Raw genomic sequence first — 11,923 nt, forward strand, 5'->3', positions numbered from 1 at the left:
GTGAGCGATTGGCAAGCGGAAGACAGTGTGGGGGCGAAAGACGGCGTGGTGGCGGAAGACGGCCTGTTCGAGGCAACTCCGGAGGAATCCGCGATCGTCGACGAACCAGATGTCGTGTCTGTAGCCGAGCGCGCCCTGTCCTCGGTGCCGCCCGGTGCTCCTCTGGCTGTCCGCATGCGTCCGCTCACTCTTGGTGAAGTTGTCGGTCAACAGCACTTACTCGGGCCCGGCGCGCCACTCCGCAGAATGGTCGAGGGGTCCGGCGCCGCATCGGTACTTCTGTACGGACCTCCCGGCACCGGCAAGACCACGCTCGCGTCGTTGATCTCGGGTGCTACCGGCCGCCGGTTCGAGGCTCTGTCGGCTCTGTCCGCCGGAGTCAAAGAAGTCCGCGGTGTCATCGAACTCGCGCGCCGCCGCCTGCTGAACGGCGAACAAACCGTCTTGTTCATCGACGAAGTTCATCGCTTCTCCAAGACCCAGCAGGACGCCTTGCTCGCCGCGGTCGAGAACCGCATCGTGCTCTTGGTCGGCGCGACCACCGAGAACCCGTCGTTCTCGGTCGTCTCCGCTCTGTTGTCGCGCTCGTTGGTCCTGCAACTGCAATCGCTCACCGCTGCGGATGTCCAGGAACTGCTCGAGCGCGCTGTCGCCGACGAACGCGGGTTCGGCGGAGCGATCACGATCGACGACGACGCGATGGAACACCTCGTTCGTCTGGCGGCCGGCGACGCCCGCCGAGCCCTGACGGCACTCGAGGCTGCCGCCGGGGCTGCACTGGACACCGCAGGTGACGCTTCGGGCCCGGTGGTGCTCGACCTCGCGACCGTCGAGGCCAGTGTCGACAAGGCCGCGGTTCGGTACGACCGTGCCGGAGATCAGCACTACGACGTCATCAGTGCATTCATCAAGAGCATTCGTGGATCAGACGTCGACGCCGCCCTGCACTACCTCGCACGGATGCTGACCGCGGGCGAAGACCCTCGCTTCATCGCACGGCGTCTGGTGGTTCACGCCAGCGAAGACATCGGCATGGCTGATCCGATGGCGCTGCAGACTGCCACCGCGGCGGCGCAGGCAGTGCAGCTGATCGGTATGCCGGAGGCTCGTCTGGCGCTGGCACAGGCCACCATTCATCTGGCGACGGCTCCCAAATCGGGTGCGGTCATCGCCGCACTCGGCGCGGCCATGGCCGACGTGGCCGCCGGAAAATCCGGACTGGTACCGCCGCACCTGCGTGACGGGCACTACAAGGGCGCCGAGCAATTGGGCAACGCAGTCGGATACAAGTACCCGCACGACACACGTGATGGTGTTCTGCGGCAACAGTATCCACCGGACGATCTGGTGGGTGTCGACTATTACCAGCCCACCGCGCACGGCAACGAGCGGGAGATCGCCGATCGGGTGAGCAAACTTCGCCGAATAGTTCGTGGCTGACGCCTGCCAGGTTCCACCGGCCGACGCGTTAGTCTGGACACCCATAGCTCGACGCTCTTGAAGGTAAGGACCGGTTAGTGCAAACCCACGAGATCCGCAGGCGATTCCTCGACCACTTCGTCAAGGCCGGCCACACCGAGGTGCCCAGCGCCTCGCTGATTCTCGACGACCCGAACCTTCTGTTCGTCAACGCGGGCATGGTTCCGTTCGTGCCGTTCTTCCTCGGGCAGCAGACGCCGTCCTACTCACGGGCGACGTCCGTGCAGAAGTGCGTCCGCACCCTGGACATCGAAGAGGTCGGCATCACCACCCGCCACAACACCTTCTTCCAGATGGCGGGCAACTTCTCCTTCGGTGACTACTTCAAGAAGGAAGCCATCTCCCACGCCTGGCAGTTGCTGACAGGTTCGGTCGAGGACGGCGGATACGGCATCGATCCCACGCGCCTGTGGGCCACCGTCTACCTCGACGACGACGAAGCATTCTCGATCTGGCGCGACGAGGTAGGAGTGCCCGAAGAGCGCATCCAGCGCCGCGGCATGAAGGACAACTACTGGTCCATGGGCATTCCCGGGCCGTGCGGTCCCTGCTCGGAGATCTTCTACGACCGCGGCGCCGAATACGGCGTCGAGGGTGGCCCCGAAGCCGACGAGGATCGCTACATCGAGATCTGGAACCTCGTGTTCATGCAGAACGAGCGCGGCGAGGGCACCAACAAGGGCGACTACCCGATCCTCGGACCGTTGCCGAAGAAGAACATCGACACCGGCATGGGCGTCGAGCGCGTTGCGTTCCTCCTGCAGGGCGTCGAAAACGTCTACGAGACAGATCTTCTCCGCCCCGTCATCGACAAGGCCGCCGAACTGACCGGCAGTGTCTACGGGACCGACCACACTTCAGACGTCCGTTTCCGCGTCATCGCCGACCACGCACGCACCGCAGCGATGTTGATCGCCGACGGTGTGAACCCCGGCAACTACGGCCGCGGCTACGTCCTGCGCCGGTTGCTGCGTCGCATCGTGCGTTCGGCCAAACTGCTCGGCAGCGAGCAGCCCACCATGCGCGAGTTCATGATCGTCGTCCGCGACACGATGGCGCCGTCGTACCCGGTTCTGGAAACCGACTTCACGCGCATCGAGAACGTTGCCGTCGGCGAGGAGACCGCGTTCCTCAAGACGCTGGCTTCGGGTTCTGCTCTGTTCGAGAATGCTGCCGAGACGGTCAAGTCGTCCGGAAAGTCGGTCATCGCCGGCGATCAGGCGTTTGCACTGCACGACACCTACGGCTTCCCGATCGACCTCACGCTCGAGATGGCGTCCGAGGCCGGTCTCACCGTGGACGAGGACGGCTTCCGCACGCTCATGGCCGAGCAGCGCAAGCGCGCCAAGGACGACGCTCAGGCTCGTAAGCACGCCCACGCCGACCTCACGGTCTACAAGGAACTGCTCGACCGAGGCGCCACCGAGTTCACCGGTTTCGACGAGCTGGTCTCCGAGGCTCACGTCCTCGCACTGATCGTCGACGGCGTCCGTGTCCCGGTCGCGAAGGCCGGTCAGGACGTCGAGGTCATCCTCGACCGCAGCCCGCTCTACGCAGAGTCCGGTGGACAGATCGCCGACATCGGTTCGCTCACCGCGCCGGGCCTCGAAGCCAAGGTCAACGACGTACAGAAGATCGCCAAGAAGGTCTGGACGCACAAGGTGACGGTGCAGAAGGGCGAGATCACCGAGGGCGACGTCGTGCTCGCGCACGTCGACGCCGAGTGGCGCAAGGGTGCAACCCAGGGGCACTCCGGTACCCACATGGTGCACGCGGCGCTGCGTCAGGTGCTCGGCCCCAACGCGGTGCAGGCGGGCTCGCTCAACAAGCCGGGTTACCTCCGCTTCGACTTCTCGTGGCAGGGCGCGCTGTCCGACTCCCAGAAGCAGGACATCGAGGCACTCACCAACGAAGCCGTGGCGTCGAACTACGCGGTCAACACATTTGTCACGGATCTCGACAAGGCCAAGGCGATGGGTGCGATGGCACTCTTCGGTGAGAACTACGGCGACGAGGTTCGCGTCGTCGAAATCGGCGGCCCGTTCTCGATGGAACTGTGCGGTGGCACTCATGTCGGAAGCTCCGCACAGATCGGTCAGGTAACGCTGCTCGGTGAGCAGTCGGTCGGCTCCGGAATCCGACGCGTCGAGGCGTACGTCGGTTTGGACTCCTACCGCTACCTCGCCAAGGAACGCGCGCTCCTGGCCGGACTCTCCTCCTCGCTGAAGGTTCCTTCGGAAGAGGTGCCCGCCCGCGTCGAGGCGCTCGTCGAGCGACTCAAGGTGGCCGAGAAGGAACTCGAGCAGACCAAGGCCAAGGCTGTGCTGGCGTCGGCAGGCGAGTACGTCGCCAAGGCCAAGCGCATCGGCAGTGTCCTCGTCATCGCCGAGCCTGCTCCCGCCGGAGTCGGCGGAAACGACCTGCGCAGCCTCGTCACGGACATCAAGGGTCGCCTTGGCTCCGAACCTGCCGTCGTAGCTCTGCTCGGTGACGTCGACGGCAAGGTTCCGTTCGTGGTCGCCTCGAGCAAGGCAGCTCAAGGTCTCGGTGTGAAGGCCGGCGAGCTGGTCGCGTCGTTCGGTCCCAAGATCGGCGGCCGCGGCGGCGGAAAACCCGACATGGCCCAGGGTTCGGGTTCGGACTCCGCCGGAATCCCGGCGGCGCTCGATGCGATCCGGGACAGAGTCGGAGAGCTGGCGGGCGGCAGCTGACGGTGGTGGCTACGCAACAGGGTCCCGATCGCCCCGGCATCGACGACCCTGGTCGCGGGCGGCGCATCGCCATCGACGTGGGCAGTGTTCGCATCGGCGTCGCGTCCAGCGACCCCGACGGCATCCTCGCGACACCGGTGGAAACGGTTCCACGCTCGAAGGAGCGTGGGCCCGACGCGCCGGATATCCGGCGCATTATCGCCATCGTGTCCGAATACGAGGCCGTTGAGGTTATCGTCGGACTGCCACAGACGCTGCGCGGTGAGCAAGGTAAAGCCGCCGGTATCGCGACTGCATTCGCCAAACGACTGCAGCGGGCCGTCGAACCGATCCCGGTGAGACTGTCCGACGAACGACTGACGACCGTCACGGCTGCGCGCAATCTCCGCGAAAGTGGAGTCAAGGCACGCGGCCAGCGACCGATGATCGATCAGGCTGCGGCGGTGGAAATCCTGCAAGGCTGGCTGGACGAGCGGAGTAGAGCTGTGAAACCAGGGGAGTCGTCGAAGGACGCTGCACTGGAGGGCGATCTGTGAACGCGCGGTGGGATGAGGGCGGCGGAAGCCGGCCCACCAGTTCGTTCGACTTCGACAACGACGAGACCATGGTCATGCGTGCACTGCCGCAGAACATCGATCCGCCGCATATGTCGCGAGCCGAGGCACGCAAGCAACGCGAAGCGCGCAACAAGCGCGCCAAGCGTGGCAAGAAGGTCGGCGTTCTCGCCCTGCTGGTGTTGGTGATCGCAGTCCTCGGTGTCGGTGCATACGGCGCTCTCTGGTACATGGATCGCAACAAGACCGCGGAGGATTTTGCCGGCCCCGGCGGCGCACCCGTGGTCATCCAGATCAACAGTGGAGAAACTGCATCGGAGATCGGTGCGACGCTCGAGGCGAAGAACGTCGTCGCGAGTTCCGCTGCTTTCTACAACGCGGCGATCGCCAATCCGTCTGAGATCCAGAAGGTGCAACCCGGCTTCTACCAGGTGCCGGTGCAGAGTAGCGCCGCGAGCGCACTCGACACCTTGGTTGCCCCGGACTCCCGAGTCGGCAGTGTTGTCATCGCCGAAGGGCGTCAGCTGCACGACAGTTCGGACGCGCAGACCGGCTCGCTCAAGAAGGGCATCTACAACCTCATTTCCGAGGCGAGTTGTGTCGGCCCGGTTTCCGCTCAGAAATGTGTCTCGACAGACGAATTGAACACTGCGGGAGCATCTTCCGATCTGGCTTCGCTCGGCGTGCCCGAATGGGCGATGTCGTCGGTCAAGAGCGTGCCGGACAAGGACCGTCAGCTCGAAGGCCTGATCGCCGCCAGCAGTTGGGATTTCGATCCCACTGCGACGCCCACCGAGATCCTGCGGTCGTTGGTCGAGGGTAGCGCCGCCAAGTACGAGGCCACGGGAATTCTTACAGCCGGCAGCGGGGTCGGAATGTCTCCGTACCAGTTGTTGGTGGCAGCGTCGCTGGTCGAGCGTGAGGCGTTGCCCGCTGACATGGCCAAGGTCGCGCGGGTGATCGTCAACCGACTCGCAGTCGATCAGCCTCTGCAGTTCGACTCCACGGTCAACTACTCACTCGACACCACCGAGGTCGCAACCACGGATGCCGACCGTGAGCGCGTCACGCCGTGGAACACGTACGCAATGCCGGGTCTGCCTGCAACGCCCATCGCTTCGCCGAGCATCGACGCGCTGAAGGCCGTGGAATCGCCGGCGGCCGGTGACTGGTTGTACTTCGTCACGATCAACAAGGAAGGCCAGACGCTCTTCACCAAGAGCTACGAGGAGCATTTGGCCAACATCGAACTGGCACAGCAAAGTGGGATTCTCGACAGTGGACGGTAGTACCGCGACTTCGCTCGCGACGCCCCGTAAGGCGGCAGTTCTCGGAAGCCCGATCGCTCACTCGAAGTCCCCGTTGCTGCATCTTGCGGCGTACGCGGCTTTGGGGCTGAGCGATTGGACCTACGAGCGGATCGAATGCACCGGCGAGCAGTTGCCTGCCCTCGTCGACTCACTCGGCCCCGAATGGATCGGCCTCTCGGTGACGATGCCGGGCAAGATCGCAGCACTCGAATATGCCACCGAACGCACACCGCGAGCGGTGACCATCGGCTCGGCCAACACCCTGGTTCGCATCGACGGCGGTTGGCGTGCCGACTGCACGGACGTCGACGGAGTCAGCGGTGCGTTGATCGCCGGCGGTGTCGGCGATCTCAGCGGCACTTCGGCGGTAGTTGTCGGCGCGGGCGGCACCGCGCGGCCGGCATTGGTCGCGTTGGCCGACATGGGAGTTCGGACAGTCACCGTGGTCGCGCGTGATCCGGGGCGCGCATCCGGTGCCATCGAATGCGGCGGTGCTGTCGGGTTGGACATTGATCTGGTCGCCTTCGACGACGCACGGCTAGGCGGGATCTGCGCCGAATCCTCGGTCTTGGTCAGTACCGTTCCCGCGGAAGCGGCAGCGCCCTTTGCCCAGCAATTGGGGAAGGCGCGATTTGTCCTCGACGCGATCTACAACCCCTGGCCGACGCCACTTGCTTCGGTTGTCGAGGCGGCCGATGGCACGGTGATCGGTGGCCTCGAGATGTTGCTCAATCAGGCCTTCGGGCAGGTAGAGCAGTTCACGGGCAAGCCCGCTCCGCGAGAGGCGATGGCAGCCGCTATCGCTTAGGTCTGTTCACAGTGTCGAGGTAGTCCACAAGACGATTCGTAGTCTGCCGCTGGCGAACGGCAGACGCCAAGCTCGAAACCATGTGGACGTTGATGGTCTTGGCAGGCTCGGGGGTAGTCGCTGGCTTCGGAGCTCGGGCGATCGTCGACAATTGGTTGCGGCGACACGGTTATCGACCAGTCGTGACTTTCTGTTGTGTGCCGCAGTGCGCCGTCGCAACAGGCTGGGTTGTCGTCGGTGCGCTGAATACCTCGGTGGTGCAGTTATTTTCCGGTCTCGCCGTGGTGTGGTGGTGCGTCGCGATCTCGACTGTCGACCTGGCTGTGCGTCGGCTGCCCAACAGTTTCACGCTGCCGGGCTACGCCGTCGTGATGGTCTACGCGACGGTGTCGGGAACGGTGTGGGTGGCGGTGGTGGGGTCGGCACTGCTCGCCGGAATCCACCTCCTGGCGCACGTGATGTCGCCTGGTTCCATGGGCGTCGGCGATGTGAAGCTCTCGCTTCCTCTGGGCGCCGTGACCGGATTGGTGGGAGCGGACGCCTGGCTGTGGTCGTTGGTGTCTGCCTCGGTGCTCACCGCAACGCTGGGCACCGCGCTGGAACTGCGAAGACGAGGGCCGGTAGCCCACAATTCGCCCATTGCGCACGGACCCTCGATGTGCCTGGCAGCCTGCGGTTCGATTGCGTTTGCCTGGCTGACGTGACGAGTGCAACATCCGCGAGAAGTCTGGCGTTATTGACCGTTCAACGACGGACGGTGAACTGCAGGAAAGACGTAACCGTCGGTTTCATAAATGCGGGTATTGCCAGCGCGCGGTCCCAGTATGCGGCGAGTCGGACTTGCCGAATGTCCACACCCTGACGTTCACTGAGGTTTCGGAAATGGGACAAAACGAATCTCGTTTCGCACTCGATTATCGGGGGAACCTATGCGCACAAGGCTTTTCGTCGCTGCGGCAGCCTGTTTGGCGGCTGTGGCTGCAGGAGCGGGCGTCGCCGGCGCCGCGCCTGCACCTTCATCGGTGGCACTGGGCGGGGGCTCAGGAATCCTGCTGCCGGACGTGGATCACTCCGATCCTGACCGAGTTGCAGCATGCACGTTGACCGCGGTCGGCTACGACAACGCCGGTTCTCTCGTGGCACTCACCGCCGGACACTGCGGAGTTGTCGGGGACCGGGTGTTCGCCGAGTACCTGCCCGAGGCCGGACCCATCGGTCGGTTCTCTTACTCGAGTCCGGTCTCGGACATCGCCGTGATCGATCTCGACGACGCCAAGGTAGCTCCGCTGCGTACCGTCGGCGGCACGACGATCAACGGAATCGGCGCCCCGCCGGCCCCGGGCACGATCGTGTGCAAGGAAGGCCGTTCGACCGGCAACACGTGCGGTATCACCTGGGGTTACGACTCCGTCTACGGTGAGATCGTCGAGCACACGTGCTCGATTCCCGGTGATTCCGGTGGACCGCTCGTCGTCGGTGACCGCCTGGTGGGCTTGATCAGCAACGGCTACCCGCCGTACTGCTTCGAGCCGCTTCCGCCGCCGTTCCACGCTCCCGACAACTCGGCGGACATCAACATCGGTTTGGCTGACATCAACGCAAACGGTGGAGGATTCCGCCTGTTCTAGACCCACAGGTACCTCTGAGATGGCCCACACGCCTCGTGCGTGTGGGCCATCTGTGTTCACCGGGAGGACCACTGTGACAACTGAGGTCTGCGACGTGGAAAGATGGTCGGCGTGCTGCGTTGGATAACTGCCGGAGAATCCCATGGTCCCGCCCTCGTCGCGATGCTCGAGGGCATGGTCGCGGGGGTCGAAGTGACCTCTGAGGCCATCTCGTCCGAACTTGCCCGTCGTCGACTCGGTTACGGCCGTGGCGCACGGATGAAGTTCGAGGCCGACAAGGTCACCATCATCGGCGGTGTCCGCCACGGATTTACGCTCGGTGGCCCCGTGGCCATCGAGGTCGGCAACACCGAGTGGCCCAAGTGGGAAACCATCATGTCCGCCGACCCGGTCGACCCGGACCTGCTCGCCGATCAGGCTCGCAATGCCCCGTTGACGCGCCCGCGTCCCGGACACGCCGATTACAGCGGCATGCTCAAGTACGGCTTCAACGACGCGCGTCCCGTCCTCGAGCGCGCCAGCGCTCGCGAGACCGCAGCCCGCGTGGCCGCTGGAACCGTCGCACGGTCCTTCCTGCGTCAGGTATTCGGTGCCGAGGTCGTTTCACACGTTATTTCCATCGGTGCTTCCGAGCCGTACGTCGGACCCGTGCCGGAGGGCAAGGATCTCGACGCGATCGACGCGAGCCCGGTCCGCGCATTCGACAAGGCTGCAGAAGAGTCGATGATCGCCGAAATCGAATCGGCGAAGAAGGACGGCGACACCCTCGGTGGCGTCGTGGAGGTCGTCATCCACGGCCTGCCGGTCGGACTCGGCACTTTCGTCAGCGGCGCCGAGCGTCTCGATTCACGACTTGCTGCTGCTCTCATGGGAATTCAGGCCATCAAGGGTGTCGAGGTCGGCGACGGCTTCGAGACCGCGCGCCGTCGTGGCAGCGAAGCTCACGACGAGATCCGTCCGGGCCCGGACGGCATCGTGCGCTCCACGAACCGCGCAGGCGGTATCGAAGGTGGCATGACCAATGGTGAGGCTCTTCGAGTTCGCGCCGCGATGAAGCCGATCTCGACGGTTCCGCGCGCTCTGGCGACGGTCGACATGGAGAGCGGCGAGGAAGCGGTTGCCATCCACCAGCGCAGCGACGTGTGCGCGGTTCCGGCTGCCGGCGTCGTCGCCGAGTCGATGGTTGCGCTCGTCGTGGCTCAGGCCGCACTCGAAAAGTTCGGTGGTGATTCCATTGCTGAAACCACTGCCAACTACCGTCGTTACGCCGAGGGCATCGCAGCCCGACCGCCTCGATAGGACTCACGTATCGATGAAGCCGAAGGCTGTACTCATCGGTCCGCCCGGTGCCGGCAAATCGACCATCGGTCGACGTCTCGCGCAGGCACTCGAACTCGAGTTGGTCGATACCGACGCCGAGATCGAACGGACCACGGGTAGGACGATCCCGGAGATCTTCACCCATGACGGAGAGCCTCGGTTTCGTGAGATCGAGGAATCGGTGGTTCGCGAAGCGTTGCAGGCCACTGACGGAATCGTCTCGCTCGGCGGTGGTGCGATCCTCTCCGATCGCACGCGCGAACTGCTCCAGGGGCACACGGTCATCTACCTCGAGATCAGTGTCGCCGAAGGGCTTCGCCGCACGGGGGCGAACAATCATCGCCCGCTGCTGGCCGGCGGAGATCCCAAGGTCAAGTACCAGGAGTTGATGAGGCGTCGTCGTCCGCTGTACCGGCGTTCGGCCACGATTCGGATTCGGACCGACGGCCGAAGTCCGGCGCGTGTCGTCGGGCAACTGGTGTCGAAACTTCAAGACAAATGAACAACCGGAGCGGAGTAGTGGAGCAGTGACCGAACCCGTACGTGTAGAGGTGAAGACCGCAAGTCCTTACCCGGTCGTGATCGGCCGCGGCCTGCTCGGTGATCTCGTTGCCGAGTTCGACGGCGCGCGCACTGTCGCGATCTTCCATCAGCCGCCGCTGGCAGAGACCGCGGAGGCCGTACGGGCTGCGTTGGCGGAGAAGGGAATCGACGCCCACCGTATCGAGATCCCCGATGCCGAGGACGGCAAGGATCTTGCTGTCGCGGGTTTCTGCTGGGACGTGCTCGGCCGGATCGGCCTGACTCGCAGCGACGCGATCATGAGCTTGGGCGGGGGAGCGGCGACCGACCTCACCGGCTTCGTCGCGGCTACGTGGATGCGCGGTGTCAAGGTAGTTCACGTCCCCACCACCTTGCTCGCGATGGTCGACGCAGCAGTGGGTGGCAAGACCGGTATCAACACCGAAGCGGGCAAGAACCTCGTCGGTTCGTTCCACGAGCCGGGAGCGGTGTTCATCGATCTCGCGACGCTCGAGACTGTGCCGCACAACGAGATCGTTGCCGGCATGGCCGAGGTCATCAAGACCGGATTCATCGCCGACCCGGTGATCCTGGATCTCATCGAAGCCGATCCCAAGGCAGCTCTCGATCCGTCGGGAACTGTTCTGCCCGAGTTGATTCGGCGCTCCGTAGAGGTCAAGGCCAAGGTCGTGGCCGCGGATCTGCGCGAGTCGGATCTGCGCGAAATCCTCAACTACGGCCACACCCTCGGCCACGCGATCGAACGTCGTGAGCGCTACAAGTGGCGCCACGGTGCCGCTGTCTCCGTCGGCCTGGTCTTCGCTGCCGAACTCGGACGGCTCGCGGGCCGACTCGACGACGCCACCGCGGATCGTCACAAGTCGATCCTCGATCTCGTCGGGCTGCCGACGTCGTACGACGGTGATGCGTTCGGCGATCTGATGAAGGGAATGCAGACCGACAAGAAGAACCGTGCCGGGCTGCTGCGTTTCGTGGTCCTCGACGGACTGGCCAAGCCGGGTCGCCTCGAGGGGCCGGATCCGAGTCTGCTGGTTGCGGCGTACTCCGCGATTGCCCGCGATGCGCGGCCGGCCGGCGGAACGGTCCTGTTGTGAGGATCAACGTCGTCAACGGACCCAATCTGGGGCGTCTGGGTAAGCGTCAGCCCGAGGTCTACGGCGCGACCACACACGACGATCTGATCGAATTGTGCGTCGCGGCAGGCAAGGAGCTCGGCGTCGAGGTGATCGTCCGTCAGAGCGATCACGAAGGCGATCTGCTCGGTTGGGTCCACGACGCGGCGGACGCGGGGGAACCGGTGATCCTCAATGCCGGTGGCTTGACGCACACGTCGGTGGTCCTGCGAGATGCATGCGCCGAACTGACCGCAGGTCTCGTCGAGGTACACATCTCGAATGTTCATGCGCGAGAAGAGTTTCGGCACCACTCCTACCTGAGTCCGATTGCGACCGGAGTGATCGTCGGACTCGGCGTCGCCGCGTATCCGCTGGCGATCAGGTTCCTCGCCGAGCGAGGCTGAACGAGGGAAGTCGAAAAAACAGCCACACGAATGCGGCCCCGAGGAAAATAT

At 64.5% G+C, this 11,923-nt stretch carries 11 protein-coding genes; all 11 read left to right on the forward strand.

Annotated elements, in window-relative coordinates:
* Nucleotides 1-27 precede the first annotated feature (27 nt).
* The 11 genes from ACVZUB_RS14405 to aroQ all read left to right on the forward strand — a co-directional run bounded on the left by ACVZUB_RS14405 (nucleotide 28) and on the right by aroQ (nucleotide 11,872).
* A complete protein-coding gene (locus ACVZUB_RS14405) occupies nucleotides 28-1,440 on the forward strand; it encodes a replication-associated recombination protein A (RefSeq protein ID WP_003944982.1) in 1,413 nt (470 codons plus the stop codon).
* A gap of 77 nt (nucleotides 1,441-1,517) precedes the next feature.
* Nucleotides 1,518-4,190, forward strand: coding sequence for an alanine--tRNA ligase (alaS, locus tag ACVZUB_RS14410; RefSeq protein ID WP_019748361.1), 2,673 nt, complete (start codon nucleotides 1,518-1,520; stop codon nucleotides 4,188-4,190).
* 2 nt (nucleotides 4,191-4,192) lie between these two features.
* On the forward strand, nucleotides 4,193-4,726 hold the full coding sequence (ruvX, locus tag ACVZUB_RS14415) for a Holliday junction resolvase RuvX (protein WP_003944838.1): 534 nt from the start codon (nucleotides 4,193-4,195) through the stop codon (nucleotides 4,724-4,726).
* On the forward strand, nucleotides 4,723-6,033 hold the full coding sequence (gene mltG / locus ACVZUB_RS14420; RefSeq protein WP_042445689.1) for an endolytic transglycosylase MltG: 1,311 nt from the start codon (nucleotides 4,723-4,725) through the stop codon (nucleotides 6,031-6,033). Before ruvX ends, mltG begins: the two co-directional genes overlap by 4 nt.
* Complete coding sequence (locus ACVZUB_RS14425; RefSeq protein ID WP_003944839.1) at nucleotides 6,023-6,862, forward strand: shikimate dehydrogenase; 840 nt, start codon at nucleotides 6,023-6,025, stop codon at nucleotides 6,860-6,862. The genes mltG and ACVZUB_RS14425 overlap by 11 nt, the downstream gene beginning before the upstream one ends.
* A 182-nt stretch (nucleotides 6,863-7,044) precedes the next feature.
* Complete coding sequence (locus tag ACVZUB_RS14430) at nucleotides 7,045-7,566, forward strand: prepilin peptidase (RefSeq protein ID WP_231916201.1); 522 nt, start codon at nucleotides 7,045-7,047, stop codon at nucleotides 7,564-7,566.
* 225 nt (nucleotides 7,567-7,791) lie between these two features.
* Nucleotides 7,792-8,490, forward strand: a complete 699-nt coding sequence (locus ACVZUB_RS14435; RefSeq protein ID WP_007728030.1) for a S1 family peptidase — start codon at nucleotides 7,792-7,794, stop codon at nucleotides 8,488-8,490.
* 111 nt (nucleotides 8,491-8,601) lie between these two features.
* The gene (aroC, locus tag ACVZUB_RS14440; protein WP_081558810.1) at nucleotides 8,602-9,789 is read left to right on the forward strand and encodes a chorismate synthase; all 1,188 of its coding nucleotides are present in this window, start codon (nucleotides 8,602-8,604) and stop codon (nucleotides 9,787-9,789) included.
* A gap of 13 nt (nucleotides 9,790-9,802) precedes the next feature.
* Nucleotides 9,803-10,312, forward strand: coding sequence for a shikimate kinase (locus tag ACVZUB_RS14445; protein WP_030536425.1), 510 nt, complete (start codon nucleotides 9,803-9,805; stop codon nucleotides 10,310-10,312).
* Between the two features lie 25 nt (nucleotides 10,313-10,337).
* On the forward strand, nucleotides 10,338-11,447 hold the full coding sequence (aroB, locus tag ACVZUB_RS14450; protein WP_003944873.1) for a 3-dehydroquinate synthase: 1,110 nt from the start codon (nucleotides 10,338-10,340) through the stop codon (nucleotides 11,445-11,447).
* On the forward strand, nucleotides 11,444-11,872 hold the full coding sequence (gene aroQ / locus ACVZUB_RS14455) for a type II 3-dehydroquinate dehydratase (protein ID WP_209448669.1): 429 nt from the start codon (nucleotides 11,444-11,446) through the stop codon (nucleotides 11,870-11,872). The genes aroB and aroQ overlap by 4 nt, the downstream gene beginning before the upstream one ends.
* The last annotated feature ends 51 nt before the right edge of the window (nucleotides 11,873-11,923 follow it).

This window comes from Rhodococcus sp. OS5 (genome assembly GCF_056837585.1).

Bases quoted from the DNA above. Each gene is read 5' to 3' on its own strand.
- ACVZUB_RS14435 (WP_007728030.1), top strand. From the start codon at position 7,792: ATGCGCACAAGGCTTTTCGTCGCTGCGGCAGCCTGTTTGGCGGCTGTG.
- ACVZUB_RS14445 (WP_030536425.1), top strand. From the start codon at position 9,803: ATGAAGCCGAAGGCTGTACTCATCGGTCCGCCCGGTGCCGGCAAATCG.